The organism is Candidatus Phytoplasma pini, assembly GCF_007821455.1.
In the GTDB taxonomy this organism is placed as follows: domain Bacteria; phylum Bacillota_I; class Bacilli_A; order Acholeplasmatales; family Acholeplasmataceae; genus Phytoplasma; species Phytoplasma pini.
This window is the reverse complement of sequence record NZ_VIAE01000003.1, coordinates 26018-47414: the sequence shown is the minus strand read 5'-3', so window position 1 is coordinate 47414 and position 21397 is coordinate 26018. Positions and strand designations below refer to the sequence as shown.

The window sequence follows — 21397 nt, the reverse complement described above, 5'->3', positions numbered from 1 at the left end:
AAAGATAATTTTTTCTTTTGAAAAAATTGTTTTGTAGTTTCAGGAATAATTTCTAAATCATTAATTAAAATTTTTTGTTTTATCCTTCTAGGTTTATAAAAAGAAAACTCATCTAAATTTTTAATTTCAACAAAATTAAAAAAACGATGATATTCATGATTATCATTTAAAATTTCTTTAATCAAAAGATTTAATAAATTTTTAGTATTTTGTTTTTGATTATCAAAAAATAAAATTCTTTCACAAGCAATTTTTAAATATTCTTCGTTTTTAATATCAATAATTTCAATTAATTGATCCGTTAAACTTAAGTTCTTTTGAATTGTTTCGATTAAAAAAAATATTTTTTTTTTAGCTTCTTTATCAGAAATATTATCTATTTTTTGTTGTTTTTCGGATAAAAATTGGAAATATAAATTATTTTTTTTAATTTCTATTAAAAAAGAATTAATTTTCCTACGATATTTAAAAAAATTATCAGTGGTTTTTAATAAATAATAAGAAGAATCAAAAAAATTTTTTTTATAATCTAATAATAATTGTTCTAAAACTTGTTGTACATTATCATGATATTGCATATTTAATAAATGGTCATAAAAACGATAAACATTTGCTTTCAAAATTTTTAATTTCATAACCAAACCTTCACTTTTCGAATGTATTTCTTGAAAAGTAGCATAATTTTTTTCATTTAAAAAAGTTTTTAAAAGAGAATAAATACTATAAATATTACCAACTGATTCTGGTTTAATTTGATTTAAAATTTTTTTTATAAAATGAATCATTTCAAGGCTGTAATCAAACAAATTTAAATTAATTGTATGGTAATCAACTCTTTCTTCACACAACCAACCATTTTTTTTAAATATTGAAATAATTTTTGTTGCTTTTTGTTTTGGGTTTTCCAATAATGTTTCTTCATCTTCTTTTTTTAATAAAATTTTTTCTGAAATTTGATAAAAATATTTTTCTAAATAATTTAAAGCTATTTTTTTGTCAATATTTAAATTATTTTCTTCATTAATTAAATTTTCTAAAATCAAAAGACAGTCAACATAAATATCCTTATTCGAAGAAGTTAATAAATGAAAAAAATAAGGAGGAATAACTTTGAATAAACGAGACATAAATACCTTTCTTTTTATTTGATATTTTACTTTTTTTATTTTAATATATTATTCTAAAAAAATTTTTATCTTTAGATAAATAAAATTTGCTAAAATTAGATTAGATTCTCAAAATTCAATATAATATACTATATATTTTATATGTTATTTAAATTAATTTATAATTGATTAAGAATTATTTTGTTTTTTTCTCAAAAAAATATAAATTTTTTATTTTTTAAATAAATTTCTTTCATTAATTGAAAATAAATTAAATTTTTCAAAGATAATAAAATTTTTATTTTTCTTATTTACTATAATTTAATGACAATTATACTAAATTATCTTTTATAGTTTCATAATTTGCTTCATTAAATTTAGAGATTTTACTATTTAAGTTATTATAAAATATATTGATGATTTAATCGAAAATGTTTTTAATTGTTCAGTTATTTTAAAAAAATTAGTTGATTTAGTTATTGCTATTAAATATTTATCTATTGGTTTAACTAATTATAGTCAAAATAATAAAAAGATTAGTTGTTAATTATACATTATAGTATAAAAGAGGGTGCCAAAAGATGTTAGAATATCTAGTTAGTCTGATGAACTACAAAAGTGATTAAAACATTACAACATTAGTATCGGGTTCATTGAACCAAAGAACAACGGATTACAGAAGAACCAAAAAGCGATTTAATGCAAAGAAACTAGCTGAGATGGACTACGCAAGCTAACATTTTACCTATGGAAAACCCTAAGATGGGCTAAGTAGCGCATAATAGAGATGTAATAACTAACCTATACACAGTTTACATAAATCGTGTAATCCACAAACCAATAATGATAGTTGGATAATCATATGTTGCTTAATTGAAATATAAATAACGTAGAATTCACCTAGAATAAAGAAGATTGTCCCTTCTTCAGTTTCATCTTTCAAAAACAACAGCTCTCCTAAGGGTAAAGATGATATTTGGAAGTAACTTGGATATTTCTCAAAATCCCCAACCTAGTCATGGGCTGTCGAACACGAAGAGATAAAAAGCTTCGTTTATTCAAGGATAAAGAGGCTATGGATTAGTCGGTAGCCGAAAACTCAAATTGAAATATTTGAAACAATAAACCTACTCGTAACAAGGGGTAACGACTCTTACAAGACAAAGATAACTAACCAAATGTTGGGATTTTCTAATGATGACCTACGAATGAGAGGCTGGTAAAATATGGTCCAATGCAACGAAATATTACAAAGCATGCTCAAGTCTACATTAGGAAAGAATCTAATCTCATAAAATGACATAATTATGTTATAAAAGAGGCTAGTTTTATTTTGCAAGGACAATCTACAAAACCGCATAAACTTTAGCGATAAGGTTTTTAGGTTTATGGAAAAAAGAACGTTACTGAAAGCCGTATGTTTGGAAACTTGCTTATAAGATTTGGAATGAGCTTAGTTTGTAATAAAAGTAAAGATACAAATTTTGCCAATAAATGCATCTAATTTATCACTATTGCTTTTAATAAATCATTCTTTAGAAAGTTATTTTGTTAAGATGAAAGTTTACGAACAAGAAAAAAATATCTTTTATTATTGAATTTTTAGCATTTTTGAAAAAATGGGAGATTAAATATGATTTGTCCTGATATTCGTGAATTTTTATTGGATTTTTTTGAAATTGACGTGATTGAAAATGGGTTTGATATTATTGATGGTTATGTTTAATTTAAGTTTTTTCAGAATTTGAATTTTTTGTATATGTTTTTTTGTTCGGAATAGTAATAAAATGTTTCAATTAGAAAAAATTATATTAAAATTATTTATTCAAAAAATAATAATTGATGTTTTTTCTTTATTTTTTTGATAATTTGTTATTTTCGGTATTTTATTATTAGTTGTTTTTTGAAAAAAGTTTTGATTTATAAAGATAGAAAGAGATTTGAAGATTCAAAAATTCTTTGGGATAAAATTCTGACTTTAAGATTTTTTTATTATTCATTTTGTTTTTAATTCTATATCTTTCTTGTTTCAGGTTATTTTAAAAAAAACAATATCATTTTAAGTATTAGATATTTTTAAAATATGAAACGTTGTTGGATAATGTGCCACAACATAAGGAAAAAGTAGAACCGTATCAGTCTTTAAAGCAAAACTATCTTGGAATAGATAATACATTAGTACTGGTTTTTCAAAAAGAGAAAGGCACAGAGATAAAATTATCTGCTAACTAAATTGCAAAATTTGAATTTGTGTTAATATTAAACTAATAATTGAACAAAATTAAAAATATTAAAATCGCATCTTGCTCAGGAACTTACTTACGAGGTGATGCGAGAGGTTATTAATATAAAGAAATCGAAAAAATCCACACATTTATCACGATTTTGTGTACAAAAAAGAATTTTAGATAAAAAAATACTTTTTATTAAGATTTTTCATGATTTTAATATAAAAGATTTATTTTTTCAATATTTATTTAAATATTATAATTTTAAAGATAATTATCAAGGAATTAAAATAAATGCGCATCAAAACAGTAAGATCTTTTGAAAAAAATCATAAAATACCTAGAATAATTTGGGATCAAATTTTTCATAACATCCCTTATACACCCTCTTCTTTTGGATTAAAACCCTGGAAATTTTTCATTATTGAAAATAAAAATTATAAAAATAAATTAAAAAAAGCTTTCATAAGCGAAAATAATATTCAACAATTAGAAAATAGTTCTGCTATTGTTTTGATTTTAGGAGATCAAGATAAAAAAAAATTAGCTAATTATATTTATCAACAAAAATTTTTAAATCAAGAATTTAACCAAGAAACAAAAGATCAATTATTAAAAAAAATTAATCAACATTATGATGATATGAATATTTTGAATTTAAAAAATGAGCTTTATTTAGAAGCAGGAATCGTTGCTACTCATTTTATGATTGAAGCTCAAAGTTTAGGTTATAATGGTTGTTTTATAGGTGGTTGCTATTACAATCAATTAAATAATATCTTAAATATTCCAGAAAGATATCTACCTATTATTTTATTTTCTTTAGGAAAAGAAAATAAAAATTTAGAAACAAAAAAACAAAAAAAAAATATTTTAAAATTAGATATAAATCATTTTTTTAATTTTCTTTGAGACTATAAAATAATTTTAATTTATATTGTATATATTTATTTTGATGTTAATAATTTTTCATTTTTAGTAAATTGAGATTTATTTAATTTATATTGATTTTTTGTAAAAAAAGAAAAATATAAATCATATTATTAATTGAATTAAATATCCTTATATTGATTAAAATAATAAAATTTCAAAAAATTATGCACTGTTCCGTTTTCTTAGACAACGGAACAGTGCAGACACCTCACAAAAGGTGCTTATTCAAAACAACAACATATTTTACTAATATTTTTTTTAAAAGACTCTAAATAATTAGTGGTTTTACATAACTCTAACCAATTACTTTTTCATTTCACCAAATAGAAGAATTTTTAAAAAAACATTGCTTTCGTTTATTTTTTTGTTATAATGTAAGTAATCCTATTTAATAGTTTTGGTCAATATATGTTGGTGGGTTTCTTTCTCATGTTATTAACATTAATAACATTGTTGATGAGTTGGATAGGGTTATGTGGTAAACATGGCAACACTAAATTTTACAAAATTTTTAAGTTGATAAAAAAAAAATAGATCCTCGTCGGGAGGAACTATTTCAATAATAACGGTATTTTTTGTTACCGTTATTTTTTATTTGTAGACTCATGGCGACACCTCCTTTTTTTAAGTTGATTGCACCTTTTAAAAGGAAGTCAAAACGACACCTCACAAAAGGTGCGTATTTAAAATAATAACATAATTTACTAATAAAATTTTAAAAGACTCTAAATAATTAGAGGCTTTACATAACTCTAACCAATTACTTTTTCATTTCATCAAATAGAAATTTTTTTAAAAAACATTGCTTTCATTTATTTTTTTGTTATAATAAAAATGATTCTATATATAAAAAAAATACTAATCAAATAGGATTGTGCGAATTCATTGTGTTACTATTTTTTAGGTAGGTAAAAAAAATAGAGCCTCGGGGTGGAGACTCTAATTCGATAATAACGGTATTTTTTGTTATAATGGCACTTTTCGGTACCACTATTTTTATTTTTTTCTGCGAATTCATTGTTTTATCTCCTTTCTTAGGTATTAACACCTTTTCGAAGGGATAAAGTAACACCTTACAAAAAGGTGCTTAATTAAAATAATAACATAATTTCCTAATAAATTGTATCTCCAAATTCTTGAATGTCAAAAAAAATAGAACCTGTTCAGAGGCTCTATTTTTATTTTTAAAGTAAAAGCAAAATTAAGAAGCATAGTTTTTTTACTCCTTTCTAAATAGTTTGCACCGAAAGGAGTCAGAACGACACCTTACAAAAAAAAGGTGCTTACTAAAAATAATAACATGATTTACTAACAAAATTTTAAAAGACTCTATTTTTTTAGAGTCTTTTTTTTATCGACCTTCAAATTGAAGGTCTTTTTTTATACCAAAATTTCAGTTTAAAGGATGAAAGAATGAAAAAACCATGAAACAAAAACAAAACCCAAAAACTAAATTCTCGAAAAAACCTAAAATTTCAAAAGGAAAGTGGTTTAATTTAGAATATCCTTTAAAAAAACAACCAAACAAAAAAACTATCCACAACAAACGGATTAAAAACATTAAAAATTATTAAAAGAAAAAAAACGGTTCCATTTTGATGTTTCGCAACCATTTTTTGTTTTTCTACTGGTTCCTATTTTACTGGAGCACAACCATCGTTAGTCTTAAAGAGTTTTTAAAAAATAAAAAGTGTCTAAACTTTTGGAACAGCGCATCTTTACATAATTTTTTGATTTTAATAGTTTTGATTTATGATTATGTTATTAAATATCGCTGTTAATTTATAAGAATGATTTTGTTAATTTATTAAGACCCTTTTCAAGATAGAACAGATGATAAACCCGAAAGAATTTAAAAATTAATAACTTTTAAATTCTTTCGGGTTTATTAACTATTCTGTCTTGGAATATAATAGAACCATTCTTATTGTTTTGTTCAAAAAAACAAAAAAATTAATTATGTTTAAAGAAAATATTTTAATTTTGAAATAAATTATTTAAGACAAAAATGAATAATAATGATAAAATAGTCATGTGATGTCTTATCATTAAACAATAATATATAAAATTTTTTTATGAAAAATAATTATTTTGATTAATAATCACCACAATACTTTGTTTTTATTTAATTTTTAGAAATAAATTTTAATTTTCATTACATATTTTTATTATTATTTTTTTACTTTTTTTGTATAAAAAATTATTTTTTTTCAAAAAAATGTTTTATTAATTGTTTCATTATTTCATTAATGTATTAATGTGGATGTTTTTTTGTTTATTGAATGAATCAAACAAATAAGGAAGGTTCAATACTTATTCAAATGAAGAAGAATTTTCAAAAAAAATCAAATACTGATAAAAACAGTATTATTTTAAATATTAAAGAAAAACCAATAAACAAAAAAAAAGAAATTTTTAGTATTCCTATATTTGTACTTATAGGAGTTCTTTTTGTATCTTTTATGAATTTGTTTTTGGCTTGTTCTGATCTTGGTAAAAACAAAATTGTTTGGCATTCTTTAATATCGAGTTTATTATTTGTAATGGCTTTATCAGGAGTACTTCAATTTATAGGAAATAAAACTCCTATTTTAAACAAAATAGGTGGTTCAGCTATTTTATGTTTGATTATTCCTTCGTTTATATTTACATATAAATTTTCGAATACAAGCATTGAACCATTTCAAAAATCTGTTTCTGAAAAATTGAATTTTTTAAGTTCGAGTCAAAATATTGGTTTTATAGATTTTTTTGTGGTGGCTTTAGTTTCAGGTAGTCTTTTAGGCATTAAAAAAAATGTTTTAAAAAAAACTTTTAAAAAATTTTTGCCTTTGGTATTAGTTTCTTTAATGATTTCTGCTATCGGAGTAGGGGTTTTGGGTTCTTTTTTGAAACCTAAATTGGGTTTAATCGATAATCCTAATATATATCAAAGTTATTTTATTGATGCTATTTTTTATATTTTTATTCCTATTTCTTGTGGAGGTGCTACTTGCGGTATTATACCTATTACAGAAGTTTTCTCTAGAGCAGTCAATAAAGATGTTGGTGGCAACATAGCTGAATTGGTAAAAGGTGAACTTATGCCTGCTTTATTAATTGGAGGAATTTTTAGTGTTATTTGTGCTGGTTTAATAAAAAATATTTTTAGGAAAAGTAAATATAATAGCCCTAATGGTCAATTAGAAAAAGATAATCAAGTTATCAACAAAGAACAAAATATAAAATTAGTCGAAGATATTAGTTTTGATAAAATCAAAGTTGGTTTTATAATTATTTTTTTTCTTTACACAATTAGCGTTTTGATTAAATTTTTTTTAGAACAAATCTTAATAATGATGTTTTCCGAAGTAGTAACTAAATTTATACCTCCTATTATTATTATATTAGTCTTAATAGTCATATTAGTCAAAATTTTTGATTTGGTCAATAGTTATTATATTAGTTGTATTAAACAAACTTCTGAATTGATAACAACTAATTTTTTATCTGCTGTTTTAGTTTTACTCAGTATGGGTATAGACATTAATATAATAATAAATAAAGTTTCTGATTTTCGTTATCTAATTATTTGTATTTCATGTGTTTTAACGACGGCTTTATCATCTGCTATTATAGGAAATAAACTTAATTATTACCCTGTACAAGCTTCTATTGCTGCTGGTCTTTGTGCTAATAGTATCGGCGGAGCTGGTAATACTGCTATTTTAGAAGCTTCTGATTCTAGCATATTAACGCCTTATGCTCAAATTTCAACACGTTTAGGCGGAGATATAGTAGTTATCTTAACAGCTATCATATATCCTTTATTATATTAATCTACTAAATTATAGTCCATTATTTTTTATATTTTTTTTAAAAATGAATATTTATTATTTATTAGCAATGAAAGGATTTGTTTTATGAAAGGTTTATTATTTTTATATAATGGTTTTGAAGATTGTGAAGCTATTGTGACAAGGGCTATGTTAAAAAAATTCGGTTTTGATGTTATCACATTTACACCTAATTTTTCTTTAAAAGTTTTTTCATCATCAAGACTTGAGTTAAAAGCAGATTTTTTGATCGATAAAATGAATTTAGATGAATATGATTTCTTAATTATTCCTGGTGGTCCTTATGTAAAACAAATGCTAGAAAAATCTGACCTTGATTTAAAAAAGATTTTAAATATTATTCAATATTTTTCAGATAAAAAGAAAATTGTAGGTGCTATTTGTGCTGCTCCTTCTTTTTTAGGAAAACTTAATTTGTTAAAAAAACATTCTTTCGTTTGTTATCCTGGTTATGAAAATTATATAGAAGGTAATTATTGTCCTGAAAAAAAAACAGTTACTAGTGATTTGTTTATTACTTCGCGTTCTCCGTTAACTGTTTTTGATTTTGTTTTTCATATATTAAATAAATTAAGTAAATATTCTAAATAATTAATTCGGATAAAAAATGATTTTTTTAAATTATTGTTTTATATTAATTAAAATTTTTTCACAAATTGAATCAACAATTCGATATTAAATATAAAAGGAATCAAAAAAATTAAAAACAATTTATAAAAATAATAAAGTTAAAATTAATGAAGAAAAAAAATTACATTTTTTCAAAAAAATCTAAGAAAATCATATCATTATAGAAACAAAATAGGAGTTATTTATTAATGTTGAAATTAAAAATCAAATTTGTATTATTCAATATTTTTTTGGTATTATGGTTTATTATTTATGATAAAAATGTTATAGCAATGAAAAAACAAAATTTTTATATTGATAAAAAATCAACTAATACAATTGTAGATTTATTTAATCTTTTAACAAAGAAAAAACAATTAGAGGAAAAAATTCACTATTTGAGAAATAAAACAAAAAATAAATTAAATTTTGACAACTCAAGAGAAATTATAAAATTAGAACACGATAACATTGAATTAAAACAAAAAATATCCGAAATTCAAAAAATTATTTCAAATGACTTAAAAAAAGTAACTTTCAATTTAAAACCATTAATAAAAATTATAGATTAAAATACAAATTTATCTTAAATTTAATTATGATAGTAAATAAAAAATCTTAATTTTAGCACAAAATTTTATTTTATAAATTTTTTTCAATTTATGATGTTTGTTTTTTTGAAATGAATTTAAAAAAACAATATTTTCTTAAAATATTTATAAAATACTATAAAAAAATAAAATATTAAATATTTTAAATCGAAAAAAATTATTTTTCGTTTTTTGACTTAAAACATCATGATTCTTTTTTTCATCTTATGTTAAAATTTGGAATTTTTTTAAAAATTTGTTTTATTTTATATTTAATTTTTAGTGGATTATTTTAGATTTAATTACAAGTTTATCTTTTTTTAAAAAAATTTTTAAATTTTTATTATTTTTTTAAAAACTAAAAAATAAAATGAAATATTATATAATATTGTTATGGAACATGGAATGAAATTAATTATAGTTATTTTCCCTAGCGAATATGCTACTCAAATACAAAATCATTTAAATAAGGAATTTTTTTTTCATACTAGATTATCTACTAAAGGTGGGTTTTTAAAAGAAACTAATGCTACCCTAATTATAGGTTTGAAAGAAGAAAAAATTGAAAGAGTTTTAGAAATCATTAAAATACATTCTAAAACCAAAACACAAATGATTCCGAATAATGTTTTGAATGAATTTGGCGCTACTTTTTTTCCTTTATCTTCTGAAATTTCTATTAGTGGTGCTACTGTTTTTATTTTAGATGTAGAAAAGTTTTATAAATTGTAAATTTAATTTTAAAAAAATTTAATTATTTTTGTTATTTAACACAAAATAAAAATAATATATATATAAAATTTATGTATTATATTAATATAAATATATTTAAAATTTAAAAAATATTGATAAAGAGGTTTCCGTTATATGGCTTTAAGCAAAGAAGAAAAAAAAATAATTATTAAAAAAAATGCTAAAAAAGAAGGTGATACTGGCAGTTTAGGAGTTCAAATTGCAATTTTATCACGCGAAATAGAAGAATTAAATAAACATTTAAAAAAACATCCTTTAGATTTACATTCTAAACGAGGTTTTTTAAATAAAAATAAAAAAAGAAATACTTTAAAAAATAAATAAATTTTTTATTTTTTATATTTTTTTTATTTTTTGAAATTATATTTTTGCAAATATAATAAAAAAATAAAATAATTAAGATATTTTTAATAATAAAATCATTTAAAACAATATTTTTATTGAAAATAACAAGAAATATAAATTTTATTATAAATATTATTTTTATATGTTAAAATTTCTATGTTAAATTTTATTTAACTTAAATTTAAATATTATTTATTTTATTATTTTTGAAAATAAAAATTAGATTTATATATAAATAGTGATTTTATATTTTAAGTTTTTTGTTTTTAGTTTTTTACAAATTCCTAATAATAGCGGGAATAAGATTAATAATAACGATTATTAGATATATATAAAAAGGCCCGTTGGAGAAGCGGTCAACTCGCATGCCTTTCACGCATGTATTCATGGGTTCAAATCCCATACGGGTCACCAACTAAAACGTATACTTTACTTAAATATATAAATAATAAACATAAAAACACCCATAGCTTAATTGGATAGAGCATCTGACTACGGATCAGAAGGTTTGGGGGTTCGAGTCCTCTTGGGTGTGCCATTTTTTTAATTTTTAAATGGTATATATTAAATATTTTTTTGTAAAAAAATCTTTCGGGAAGTGGCTTAGCTTGGTATAGCGCCTGGTTTGGGACCAGGAGGTCGCGGGTTCAAATCCTGTCTTCCCGACCATTAATTATTGGCGAATGTCGTATAATGGTTATTACCCTAGCCTTCCAAGCTAGAGATGTGAGTTCGATCCTCATCATTCGCTCCAAATAATTTTTTATAGTATTTTTTTATTTAAGTAATGATTAAAAAATTGACATTCAAGGTATGTTCTATTATAATAATGTCTAGAGAATATTGTAATGTTATGGTGTTTTTATTTTATGCTATATTTTATACTTTAATATAAAATTAATATATACAATTTATCGAGAAGAGAAAATAATTACTATTAATTATATTATTATATTCTGTGGATATTAATTATCAGTCAATTATTACGATTAATAATGGTTAGATTAATAGAAATAATTTATATTTATCTTCAAATTTATGCATTTATAATTTTTTTTAAGTTAAGAAAGATTATTTTAGAGAGTGATTGTAGATTTAATATGAATCAAGAGAAAAAAAAAGATACAAATCCTAATAATAAAACTTTGTTTATGAATAACAAATCAATTAAACAAAAATGGTATTTGATAGATGTTAAAGGAAAAACTTTGGGTAGATTTGCAACCAAAGTAGCTTCTATTTTAAAAGGTAAATGTAAAAGTAGTTTTACTCCTAATATTGATAATGGCGATTTTGTTATCGTAGTTAATGCTGCGCATATTAATTTAACAGGCAAAAAATGGAAACAAAAATTTTATTATCGACATTCAGGATACCCAGGCGGTTTATCTAAAATTAATGCTATCGATATGATTAAGAAATTTCCTAATCGTGTTGTGGAGAAAGCTATTTTTGGCATGATACCTCATACAAAATTGGGAGACCATATGCGTAAAAAGTTATTTGTTTATCCTAATGAATTTCACAAACATGAATCTCAAAAACCTAAATTTTTAGAGGTATAATAAAAAATGAATAAAGTACAATATTTTGGAACAGGTAGACGTAAAAGTTCTGTCGCAAGAGTTATTTTAACTTCAGGTACAGGTGTTTTAAAAATTAATAATAGAGAATTTGAAAATTATATTATTTCTAAAGAAATACGATTAGGAACAATTAAACCTTTGAAATTAACTAAAAGATTAGAACAATATGATGTTATTGCGAATGTTTATGGTGGCGGTTTAAGCGCTCAAGCTGGCGCTATTTGTTTAGGTTTAGCAAGGTCTCTATTAAAAGCAGAACCTAATTTGAGACTTATTTTAAAAAAAGCTCGTTTGTTAACAAGAGATTCTCGTCGTGTTGAACGTAAAAAATATGGTTTAAAAAAAGCTCGTTGTGCTCCGCAATTTTCGAAACGTTGATATTTGATTTGTTTTTATAGAGTCTTTTTTTAAAAAAAGACTCTTTTTTTAATAATAATTTAATATCTATAGTTTATTCGCAAGTTTTTTTGATAAGAAAAGATAAGATAAATATGATAAGAGTACGTTATGCTCCAAGTCCAACTGGTTTTTTGCATATCGGCAACGCAAGAACTGCTTTGTTTAATTATTTATTTGCTCGTCGTTATAAAGGCGATTTTATAATTAGAATTGAAGATACTGATTTAAAAAGGAATTTGGTTCGAAGTGAAATTTCTCAATTAGAACAATTAAAGTGGTTAGGAATCGAGTGGACTGAAGGTCCTGATTGTGATGGTCCTGTTGCTCCTTATAGACAATCAGAAAGACTTTCTATTTATCATCGATATACTCAATTTTTATTAGATAAAAAAATGGCTTATAAAATATATTCAGAAGATAATAAAAAGTTTTCTGTTCGTTTTAAAGTCCCGCCTTATCAAAAATATGAATTTACTGATTTAATTAGAGGTCATTTGTCTTTTTTAAGTAAAGATATTGAAGATTGGGTTATTGTAAAAGAAAATGGATTTCCTACTTATAATTATGCTGCAGCTATTGATGATCATTTAATGAAAATAACTCATATTTTACGAGGAGAAGAACATATTACTAATACCCCTAAACAGATTATGATTTATCGATCTTTTGGTTGGGAAATTCCTTTTTTTGGTCATATATCTTTAATTTTGAATAAAAAAAGAAAAAAATTAAGCAAAAGAGATACTGATATTATTCAATTTATTGATAAATATATTGATTTAGGCTATTTACCTGAAGCTTTATTAAATTTTTTGTTTCTTTTAGGATTTTCTCCTCAAAGTAATAAAACTATTTTTTCAATGGATGAAATTATTGCTTCATTTGATATTAAAAGATTAGTGAAATCGCCAGCTATTTTCGATGAACAAAAATTAAATTTTATTAACAGTCAATATATTAAAAAAATGACATTAAACCATTTAGTTCAACAAAATAATTTTTTTTTTCAAAAATCCAATATTTTTTTAGATGAAGAATGGTTAAAGAAATTTTCTCTTTTATTTCAAAATAGAATTTCTTATTTTCAAGAAATTATAAATTTATACAATGATTTTTTTATAAATAATTTTCAAATAAAAGAAGAAACTATTAATTTTATTAAAGAATTAAATGATTTGAATGTTATTCAAGAATTATATAATATTTTTTCAAAATTAAATGTTTTTGATGTTTTTAATGTTGAACAATCTATTCAGCAATTTAGCGAAAAAACCAAAATTAAAGGTAAACATTTATTTATTTTTATTCGTTTAATTTGTACAGGGCAAAAAAATGGACCTCAATTACCTATTTATCTAGAATTATTAGGAAAAACAAGAGTTTTAGATAATATAAAATTTTCATTATCTATAATGAAAGAAAATTAAATTTAATTATTTTTTTGATTAGGAACATATTTAAAAAAATTAATATTTTAATAAATTGAGATGAATATTTTAATATAAAGGATTTTATGCTAAAAATTTATAATTCTTTACAACGAAAAAAAGAAAATTTGAATATTAAAAATAAACAAAAAATGAATATTTATGTTTGTGGTCCTACTGTTTATGATCACTTACATATAGGAAATACTAGAAATTTAATTTTTTTTGATTTGCTAAAAAGATATTTGACAACTTTAGGTATACAAATTTATTTAGTGGTGAATATTACTGATTTAGATGATAAAATTATTCAAGTTGCTTTATCTCAAAAAACAACAGAAAAAAATATATCAAATAAATATACAAATTATTTTTTTAAATTATTAAAAAAATTAGAAATTGATTTGATTGATGAATTTCCTTTAGTAACTGATAATATTAAAGATATTGTTCTTTATGTTGATGAATTGATAAAAAAAGGATATGCTTATTCAACTAAATCAGGTATTTATTTTAGAGTTCATTTAATTGAAAATTACGGTATTTTAAGTAAACAAGTTTTGAATAAATTGAAAAAAAATGTTCGCAAAGAATTAGATATCGAAAAAGAAAATAGCGAGGATTTTATTTTATGGAAAAGAACCGAAATTGGAGTTAAATACCCAAGTCCTTGGTTTTTTGGAAGACCTGGTTGGCATACTGAATGCGTTGTTCTTATAAAAAAAATTTTCAAAACTACTATTGATATTCACGGAGGAGGCAGTGATTTAAAATTCCCACATCATGAAAATGAAATAGCTCAATTTTTCGCAAGTGATAAAAAACCATTAGCAAATTTTTTTATGCATATCGGACAGGTTAATTATCAACAACAAAAAATGAGTAAATCTACAGGTAATATAATTTTTACCAAAGATTTGTTAAAAAAATATGAAGTAAATTCGATTAAATTATTGTTTTTATCTTATCATTATTCACAACCTATTGATTATAGCGATGATTTAATAAAGTTTTTTGAACAAAAATATAATAAATTAATTTTTATTTTAAATAAAAATAATTTTAAGATAGTTTTTAATAAAATAAAAAAATCTGAAATTATAGATTATTATATTCAAAAATTTCGTAGTTTAATGGATAATGATTTTAATACTGCTAATGTTGTTACTTTAATCGAAGAATTATGCAAAATCATTAATAAATCTAATGATTTAATATTTTTAACGAAATTACAAAATACTTTACTTTATTTATTTAATACTTTAGGGATTAAAATTAAATTAAAAGAAATTACAATAGAAAAAATAAATCTTTATCAAAAATGGAAAAAATTCTTAAAAGAAAAAAATTTTCAAAAAGCTGATATTTTAAGAAATATTTTAAAAAAAGAAAATATTTTGTAATTTGATTAAAAATAATGTATTTTTGAATTTCAATTATTTTTATTGTAAAATAATTATTTTTATATAATGGAATATAGGATTATGAATAAAAAAGAATTGAATAATAAGAAAAAAAATAATATTAATGGAAAATTGATGATAAAGAAAAATCCCAAAGAAGAATTTATTCTAAATAATATTAAAGGATTAACTTCCGAAGAAGTTAAAATCAAATTACAAAATCCAAATATAAATCAATCTAATAAAAACAATATCAAAAGTAAAACTATTAAAGATATTATTTTTACTAATATTTTTACTTTTTTTAACTTATTAATTTTAATAGTTGCTTTTATTATTATTTATATTAAATGTTATGAACAATTATTTTTTTTATTTATTAATTTTTTGAATTTAACAGTTAATATTGTACAAGAAATTAGAGCAAAAAAAATCTTAGATAAAATTTCTTTATTAACTTCCAATAATTCTAAAGTTATTAGAAATGGCAAAATCCATATTTTGTCTGTAGATGATATTTTAGTTGATGATATATTATTATTAGAATTAGGTTCTCAAATTGTGGTAGATGCGAGATTAATGGAAGGAAAATTAGAAGTTAATGAAGCTCTTTTGACTGGAGAATCTAAAAATGTTTTTAAAAAAGAAAAAGATTTATTGTATTCTGGCAGTTATGTTGTTTCAGGATATGCTTACGCTAAAGTTATAGCAATAGGATCCAATGTTTATATATCAAAATTAACTCAAAAAGCTAAAAAATATCAAAAAATAAAAACTCCTTTAACGATTATTTTTAGAACTTTAATTATAACAATTATTTTATTATTATTACCCCTTTCTTTTCTTTTATTTTTAACTATGAAAACAAAATTAATGACTATTGACGTTTATGATAATGATAATAAAGAGTTTATTTTAGGTTTTTGTTGTTTTATATTATGTGTTATGCCTTCAGGATTATTTTTGTTAACGAGTATGACTTTAGCTGTAGGTTTTATTAAATTAGCTAAAAACAAAGCTTATGTAAGAGATCTTTTTGGTATTGAAATGCTAGCGCAAATAGATGTTTTATGCTTAGACAAAACAGGAACTATTACAGATGGCTTTATGGAAGTTAAAGAAGTAATAGAATACCCAGATTTCAAATTTTTACCTAAAAATTTTATTTCTGCAATTGTTGGTGTTTTTCCAAACAATAATTCTACTCAAAAAGCACTTTATGATAAATTTGTCTCAAAATCAAATAACAATAAATTTTATTCTATTAAAAAAACTCGTTTTTTTTCTAGCGTTAACAAATATAGTGCAGTTGAATTCGAAACATTAGGAACTTTTTTATTAGGAGCGCCAGAATTTATTTTAAAAAAAAATTTTCATGATATCAAAAATGATGTGGATAACAAATCCCAATTAGGATATCGAGTTTTATTATTAGCTCAAACAGATACTAAATTAGAATTTATTGATGAAAACACTAAATATAAAAATATTGCTTTAATTATGATTGAAGATAAAATCAAAGAAGATGTTTATAAAATAATTGAGGATTTTAAAAAAAATGATGTCAAAATTAAAATTATTTCAGGAGATGATGCAGAAACTTTAACTTTTATAGGAAAACGTATAGGCATTTTAGGTGAATCTCAGAAAGCAATTAATTTAACCGATTTGACTAACGAAGAAATATCATATGTAGTTTCCAAATGTGATGTTTTTGGAAGATCGACGCCAGAACAAAAACAATATATTTTAAAACAATTGAAAGAAAATAATTATAAAGTAGCAATGATCGGCGATGGTGTAAATGACATTTTGGCTTTTAAAGAAGCACATATTTCTATTGCAATGGCTTCTGGAAGTAAATCTACTCAAAATGTAGCTAATTTGGTTTTAATGGATTCTCGATTTAATTCTTTAATTCAAGTAGTTGCAGAAGGTAAAAGAGTTGTAAATAATTTAAAAAAAATTTCTGTTTTGTTTTTAACAAAAACCATTTCAACTTTTATTTTAGCTATTTTGGTTTTAGTGTATAATTTATTTCATTTAGGGAAAATAAAACCTTTTCCTTTAAATCCCTTAAAATTTAATCTCATTGATAATTTTTTTATAGGAATTCCTTCGTTTTTTTTAGCTTTAGAAATGAATAATAAGAAAATAAAACCAAATTTTTTAAAAAGTATTTTGATCGAATCATTTCCTTATGCTTTATTAATAGGTTTTAATTATTTGTGTTTATTATTATTTACAAAAGATTTAACAAATGATGATTTATCTACATTAACTACTTTAACAACAGCTTTAGTTTTTTTTAATCTTTTAATTAATAATTGTATTCCTTTTAATAAATTAAAAACAATATTGTTAATTTTTATGTTTTGGATTTTTATTGTTTTTGGTTTTGTTTTTTCATTAAAATTTTTAATTTTAAAATCTCATTTAAAAATTTTTGGTTTTTTATTTATAATTAATTTTATTTTTGTGTTTTTTTCTAAAAGAAAATTAAAAAAATTTCAGAAATGATTTATGTTGTGATTATATTTAAGGATTCGTATTTTTTAATAAAAAGGAATATTTTATTTGTAATTTTATGATTATCTATGGGAAAAATATAATTAAAGAAGCTGTTATAGCAAAAAGAGTTATTTATGAATTATATATTGATCATAAAATGACTGATGTGTCTTTTTTGAATTTTTTGAAAAAAAAAAATATTGTTTACTTTTATTTAAGTAAGCATGATTTAAATATGAAAGCTTCTAGTGACAATCATCAAGGAGTTGTGGCTGTTGTTCAAGATTATGTTTATAAAAAACTAGAAATTGGGTTAAAAGACGACAAATTAAAGAGATTTTTGATTTTAGATAATATTCAAGATCCACATAATTTAGGGGCTATTTTAAGAACTATCGAAACTACTAATTTTGATGGTTTGATAGTAGGTAAAAAGCATCAAGTTTTACTAAACGGCACAGTTGCTAAAGCAGCTAGCGGTGCTTTAGAATATGTGAATATTTACTTAGTTGATAATTTATACAAAGCTATTTCTACACTCAAAAAAAATCAAATTACAATTATAGGAACTGATATAAAAGCAGATTTAAATTTTGTTTCAATACCGAAAGATAAATCTGTAGCTATTATTGTAGGAAATGAAGGATTCGGAATACGTTCTTTGCTAAAAAAAAATTGTGATTTATTATGTAAGATACCGATGAAAGGTAAGATAAATTCTTTAAATGTTAGTGTATCTGCTGCTTTAATTATGTACGTTTTACAATAATTTTTTTTATTCATTATCATATTAATTTTAGTTTTTAAAATTAAAAAATATGTTAAAATTAAATATATAGTTTCGATGTTGAATAAAAAAATAAAAATCTTTGTAATTATATTACAATTTTGATATTGTGTAAGTTGTTTTTAATAATTTTATTAATTGTTTTAAAATAAAATAAAGGATTTTAAGAATAAATGTTTAAACAAAATATTTTGATATGTGATTATTGCTTAAATCGCAATTTTCATTTTAAAAAACATAATCGTAATGAACGTTTAATTTTAAGAAAATATTGTCCTAAATGCAAAAAACATATTATGCATAAAGAAACTAGATAAAAAAATTTAAAAATTATAAAAAGAAGTGGATATTTTATATATGTTACATAAAATTCAAGATGAACAATCTATGAGTTCTTTATTTAATGTTATTAAAAAAGAATATAGTATAAAAAATATTTTTTTTGTAATTTTTTCTATTTTTTTTATGGGCTTATTTTTAACTTTAAAGCAAGAATTTCAAGGATCTGATTATTGTTTTTTATTTTATATTTTATTTTGTTTTTCTTTTGTTTTTTTTATGTTTGGTATTTCCCCTTTTATTAAAAAAATTTTTCAAGATATACATTCAGTTATTTGGCCTTCTCGAACTAAAATTATTTTAACAATAATACAAGTAATTTTTTTTGTAATTATTTTTGTATCTATAATAAATTTTTTTAATTATATTTATAATAATTATTTAAATCCTACTAATTAAATCGTAATATTTAGGAGAAAATAGTATTTCTTAATTTTAAAATAACAATAATAGATAATAAAATCTAAAATAATGATAAAGAAATAAATTTAATTTCTCAAAAAAATAAAAACTATGGTGTTTAAATGAAAAAGAAAATACAAACAAAGAATATAATAGAAATGAAAACGAATAACGAAATTTCTCAAGAATACAGCGAAATTCCAAAATGGTATATTATTCAAACTTATTCAGGATATGAAAATTCTGTAAAAGAAGATTTATTAAAATTATCGAATAATAAAGTCGATGTCGCTAATTTAATTTTTGAAGTTATCTGCCCAAAAGAAAAATATTTTAGAATTAAAAATGATGGTTCAAAAGAAAAAAAAGAGAAAAAAATGTTTTCTGGTTATGTTTTTGTAAAAATGATTATCACAGATCATTCTTGGTTTGTAGTAAGAAACCTTCCTAAAGTTACTGGTTTTTTAGGTTCTATTAAAGGCGGTAGTAATTCTAAACCAGTTCCTTTAAGCGAGAGTGAAATAAAACCTATATTAATTAAAATGGGTCTTATTACTAAACCAAATTATGAATATTTAATTAATAAAAAAGTACAAATTACTAATGGTTCTTTTTCAGGTCAGATCGGCTTGGTTTCTTTTATTGAGCCTAACAAAGATAGGATTATAGTAGAAATCGATTTATTCGGAAGAAATACACCGATAGAAATTTCTTTTTCTTCTTTTAAAGAAGTTATTTAATAATTATTCTGTATTTTATTAATTTTTTTTATAAAATATGTTATAATTTTAGGATTTATTTTTATCTATATTATGAAAATAAAATGCTGTGTGAATATAAAAAAAGTTAAGAGGTTTCTAAACAAAATGGCTAAAAAAGTTATAAAAACTATTAAATTACAAATTTTTGCGGGAAAAGCAAATCCAGCTCCTCCAGTAGGACCAGCTTTAGGGCAAGCTCAAGTTAATATCCCTTCTTTTTGTTCTCAATTCAATGAAGCAACTAAAGATAAAGTAGGCTTTATTATCCCTGTTATTATTTCAGTTTATGATGATCGTACTTTTAGTTTTGTAACCAAAACGCCTCCTGCTAGTGATCTTTTAAAGAAAACTCTGAAAATAGAAAAAGGATCTGCAAATTCTAATAGAAATAAAGTAGCAACTATTACTTATAAGCAGTTAGAAGAAATTACAAAAATGAAAATGTCTGATTTAAATGCTTATTCATTAAAAAATGCTTGTAAAATTATCGAAGGCACTGCTTTGAATATGGGTATTATAGTAGAAAAAGAAAATAAATAATAAATTTATGTTTGATTCTAAAGAAAGGAATATATATTTTTGTTTTATAGAAATTTTGATTATATGAAAAGAAGTAAAAAATATTTATCTGTAAGTAAATATATAGATTTTAAAAAATTATATAAAGTGGTAGAAGCAATAGAATTAATAAAACAAACTAGAGTAACAAAATTTGAACCTACTGTAGAATGTAATTTATCCTTAAAACTTGATCCTAAAAAAGTTGAACAAAATTTGCGTGGTGTTTTATTTTTACCTTACGGTAGTGGTAAAAAATCAAAAATATTGGTATTAACTAAAGGTTTAAAGGCGAAACAAGCCGAAGAAGCAGGAGCTGATTTTGTAGGTGAAGACGAATTAATTGATAAAATTTACAAAGGTTGGTTAGAATTTGATGTTTTAATTGCAACACCAGATATGATGCCAAGCGTTTCTAAATTAGGACGTATTTTAGGTCCTAAAGGATTAATGCCGAATCCTAAAGTGGGAACAATGACAGATAATGTTGTTCAAGCTATCACAGATATTCAAAAAGGATGTGTAGAATATCGAGTTGATAAAACCGGTAACATTCATACAATTTTAGGGAAATATTCTTTTGATAAAGAAAAGTTGATAGAAAATTTAATTTATATCTATAAGCACTTTGTTTCTGTTCAACCTAAAATAGTGAAAAATAATTTTTTTAAATCGATGACTATTTCAAACACTATGGCTCCTGGGATTAAAATTGATTTTTTGTCAATTTAATTAATGAGATATAAATATTATTTAATATTTTTTGATTTATTTATTCTTTTAAAATGAAACAAATGATATTAAATATTCTAAAATTAATTTTT

General features: G+C 22.1%; 19 protein-coding genes and 4 tRNA genes. 22 read left to right on the top strand and 1 reads right to left on the bottom strand.

What is annotated here, in order from left to right:
• Positions 1–1127: Wadjet anti-phage system protein JetA family protein (locus tag MDPP_RS01020; RefSeq protein ID WP_144658342.1), on the bottom strand; the 1127-nt coding region annotated here is incomplete at its 3' end.
• 2073 nt (positions 1128–3200) lie between these two features.
• Here MDPP_RS01020 and MDPP_RS02150 point away from each other — a divergent pair.
• From MDPP_RS02150 to rplA, 22 genes are all read left to right on the top strand, one after another.
• Positions 3201–3338, top strand: a complete 138-nt coding sequence (locus tag MDPP_RS02150) for a hypothetical protein (protein ID WP_186390726.1) — start codon at positions 3201–3203, stop codon at positions 3336–3338.
• Positions 3339–3628: 290 nt separating this feature from the next.
• A complete protein-coding gene (locus MDPP_RS01015) occupies positions 3629–4246 on the top strand; it encodes a nitroreductase family protein (protein ID WP_144658341.1) in 618 nt (205 codons plus the stop codon).
• Positions 4247–6588: 2342 nt separating this feature from the next.
• Positions 6589–8085 carry a 2-hydroxycarboxylate transporter family protein gene (locus MDPP_RS01010; protein WP_186390725.1) on the top strand — a complete coding sequence of 499 codons (1497 nt, stop codon included), beginning with the start codon at positions 6589–6591 and terminating at the stop codon, positions 8083–8085.
• An 84-nt stretch (positions 8086–8169) separates the two neighbouring features.
• On the top strand, positions 8170–8694 hold the full coding sequence (locus MDPP_RS01005; RefSeq protein WP_144658339.1) for a DJ-1/PfpI family protein: 525 nt from the start codon (positions 8170–8172) through the stop codon (positions 8692–8694).
• A 227-nt stretch (positions 8695–8921) separates the two neighbouring features.
• Positions 8922–9284, top strand: coding sequence for a hypothetical protein (locus tag MDPP_RS01000; protein WP_144658338.1), 363 nt, complete (start codon positions 8922–8924; stop codon positions 9282–9284).
• A gap of 423 nt (positions 9285–9707) precedes the next feature.
• The gene (locus tag MDPP_RS00995) at positions 9708–10034 is read left to right on the top strand and encodes a cyclic-di-AMP receptor (protein WP_144658345.1); all 327 of its coding nucleotides are present in this window, start codon (positions 9708–9710) and stop codon (positions 10032–10034) included.
• Positions 10035–10169: 135 nt separating this feature from the next.
• Positions 10170–10379 carry a 30S ribosomal protein S15 gene (locus MDPP_RS00990; RefSeq protein WP_144658337.1) on the top strand — a complete coding sequence of 70 codons (210 nt, stop codon included), beginning with the start codon at positions 10170–10172 and terminating at the stop codon, positions 10377–10379.
• A gap of 359 nt (positions 10380–10738) precedes the next feature.
• A tRNA-Glu gene (locus tag MDPP_RS00985) sits at positions 10739–10814 on the top strand.
• 46 nt (positions 10815–10860) lie between these two features.
• Positions 10861–10938: transfer RNA gene (locus MDPP_RS00980), tRNA-Arg, on the top strand.
• A gap of 54 nt (positions 10939–10992) precedes the next feature.
• Positions 10993–11069, top strand: a tRNA-Pro gene (locus MDPP_RS00975).
• Between the two features lie 10 nt (positions 11070–11079).
• Positions 11080–11154, top strand: a tRNA-Gly gene (locus MDPP_RS00970).
• Between the two features lie 346 nt (positions 11155–11500).
• Positions 11501–11965: a 50S ribosomal protein L13 gene (rplM, locus tag MDPP_RS00965; RefSeq protein ID WP_144658336.1), complete on the top strand. Its 465-nt coding sequence runs from the start codon at positions 11501–11503 to the stop codon at positions 11963–11965.
• A 6-nt stretch (positions 11966–11971) separates the two neighbouring features.
• Complete coding sequence (gene rpsI / locus MDPP_RS00960; protein ID WP_144658335.1) at positions 11972–12364, top strand: 30S ribosomal protein S9; 393 nt, start codon at positions 11972–11974, stop codon at positions 12362–12364.
• 107 nt (positions 12365–12471) lie between these two features.
• Positions 12472–13812 (top strand): glutamate--tRNA ligase, encoded by a 1341-nt coding sequence (gltX, locus tag MDPP_RS00955; RefSeq protein ID WP_144658344.1) that lies wholly within the window; start codon positions 12472–12474, stop codon positions 13810–13812.
• Positions 13813–13898: 86 nt separating this feature from the next.
• Positions 13899–15215 carry a cysteine--tRNA ligase gene (gene cysS, locus MDPP_RS00950; protein WP_144658334.1) on the top strand — a complete coding sequence of 439 codons (1317 nt, stop codon included), beginning with the start codon at positions 13899–13901 and terminating at the stop codon, positions 15213–15215.
• A gap of 81 nt (positions 15216–15296) precedes the next feature.
• A complete protein-coding gene (locus tag MDPP_RS00945; RefSeq protein WP_246058867.1) occupies positions 15297–17735 on the top strand; it encodes an HAD-IC family P-type ATPase in 2439 nt (812 codons plus the stop codon).
• A gap of 67 nt (positions 17736–17802) precedes the next feature.
• Positions 17803–18495, top strand: a complete 693-nt coding sequence (gene rlmB, locus MDPP_RS00940; RefSeq protein ID WP_144658333.1) for a 23S rRNA (guanosine(2251)-2'-O)-methyltransferase RlmB — start codon at positions 17803–17805, stop codon at positions 18493–18495.
• Between the two features lie 191 nt (positions 18496–18686).
• The gene (gene rpmG, locus MDPP_RS00935; RefSeq protein ID WP_144658332.1) at positions 18687–18830 is read left to right on the top strand and encodes a 50S ribosomal protein L33; all 144 of its coding nucleotides are present in this window, start codon (positions 18687–18689) and stop codon (positions 18828–18830) included.
• A 40-nt stretch (positions 18831–18870) separates the two neighbouring features.
• Positions 18871–19251: a preprotein translocase subunit SecE gene (gene secE / locus MDPP_RS00930; RefSeq protein ID WP_144658331.1), complete on the top strand. Its 381-nt coding sequence runs from the start codon at positions 18871–18873 to the stop codon at positions 19249–19251.
• 125 nt (positions 19252–19376) lie between these two features.
• A complete protein-coding gene (nusG, locus tag MDPP_RS00925) occupies positions 19377–19994 on the top strand; it encodes a transcription termination/antitermination protein NusG (protein WP_144658330.1) in 618 nt (205 codons plus the stop codon).
• A 126-nt stretch (positions 19995–20120) separates the two neighbouring features.
• Entirely contained in the window at positions 20121–20555 is a 435-nt protein-coding gene (gene rplK, locus MDPP_RS00920) for a 50S ribosomal protein L11 (protein WP_144658329.1), read from the top strand.
• 63 nt (positions 20556–20618) lie between these two features.
• Positions 20619–21305: a 50S ribosomal protein L1 gene (gene rplA / locus MDPP_RS00915; protein ID WP_144658328.1), complete on the top strand. Its 687-nt coding sequence runs from the start codon at positions 20619–20621 to the stop codon at positions 21303–21305.
• Positions 21306–21397 lie beyond the last annotated feature (92 nt).

What these genes read in the sequence shown, in the direction of transcription:
- MDPP_RS01000 (WP_144658338.1), top strand. Translation starts at nt 8,922, where the DNA reads ATGTTGAAATTAAAAATCAAATTTGTATTATTCAATATTTTTTTGGTA.
- rpmG (WP_144658332.1), top strand. Translation starts at nt 18,687, where the DNA reads ATGTTTAAACAAAATATTTTGATATGTGATTATTGCTTAAATCGCAAT.
- MDPP_RS01010 (WP_186390725.1), top strand. Translation starts at nt 6,589, where the DNA reads ATGAAGAAGAATTTTCAAAAAAAATCAAATACTGATAAAAACAGTATT.
- MDPP_RS00990 (WP_144658337.1), top strand. Translation starts at nt 10,170, where the DNA reads ATGGCTTTAAGCAAAGAAGAAAAAAAAATAATTATTAAAAAAAATGCT.
- rlmB (WP_144658333.1), top strand. Translation starts at nt 17,803, where the DNA reads ATGATTATCTATGGGAAAAATATAATTAAAGAAGCTGTTATAGCAAAA.
- MDPP_RS00995 (WP_144658345.1), top strand. Translation starts at nt 9,708, where the DNA reads ATGAAATTAATTATAGTTATTTTCCCTAGCGAATATGCTACTCAAATA.
- secE (WP_144658331.1), top strand. Translation starts at nt 18,871, where the DNA reads ATGTTACATAAAATTCAAGATGAACAATCTATGAGTTCTTTATTTAAT.
- MDPP_RS01005 (WP_144658339.1), top strand. Translation starts at nt 8,170, where the DNA reads ATGAAAGGTTTATTATTTTTATATAATGGTTTTGAAGATTGTGAAGCT.
- rplM (WP_144658336.1), top strand. Translation starts at nt 11,501, where the DNA reads ATGAATCAAGAGAAAAAAAAAGATACAAATCCTAATAATAAAACTTTG.
- nusG (WP_144658330.1), top strand. Translation starts at nt 19,377, where the DNA reads ATGAAAAAGAAAATACAAACAAAGAATATAATAGAAATGAAAACGAAT.
- rpsI (WP_144658335.1), top strand. Translation starts at nt 11,972, where the DNA reads ATGAATAAAGTACAATATTTTGGAACAGGTAGACGTAAAAGTTCTGTC.
- MDPP_RS01015 (WP_144658341.1), top strand. Translation starts at nt 3,629, where the DNA reads ATGCGCATCAAAACAGTAAGATCTTTTGAAAAAAATCATAAAATACCT.
- cysS (WP_144658334.1), top strand. Translation starts at nt 13,899, where the DNA reads ATGCTAAAAATTTATAATTCTTTACAACGAAAAAAAGAAAATTTGAAT.
- rplA (WP_144658328.1), top strand. Translation starts at nt 20,619, where the DNA reads ATGAAAAGAAGTAAAAAATATTTATCTGTAAGTAAATATATAGATTTT.
- MDPP_RS00945 (WP_246058867.1), top strand. Translation starts at nt 15,297, where the DNA reads ATGAATAAAAAAGAATTGAATAATAAGAAAAAAAATAATATTAATGGA.
- rplK (WP_144658329.1), top strand. Translation starts at nt 20,121, where the DNA reads ATGGCTAAAAAAGTTATAAAAACTATTAAATTACAAATTTTTGCGGGA.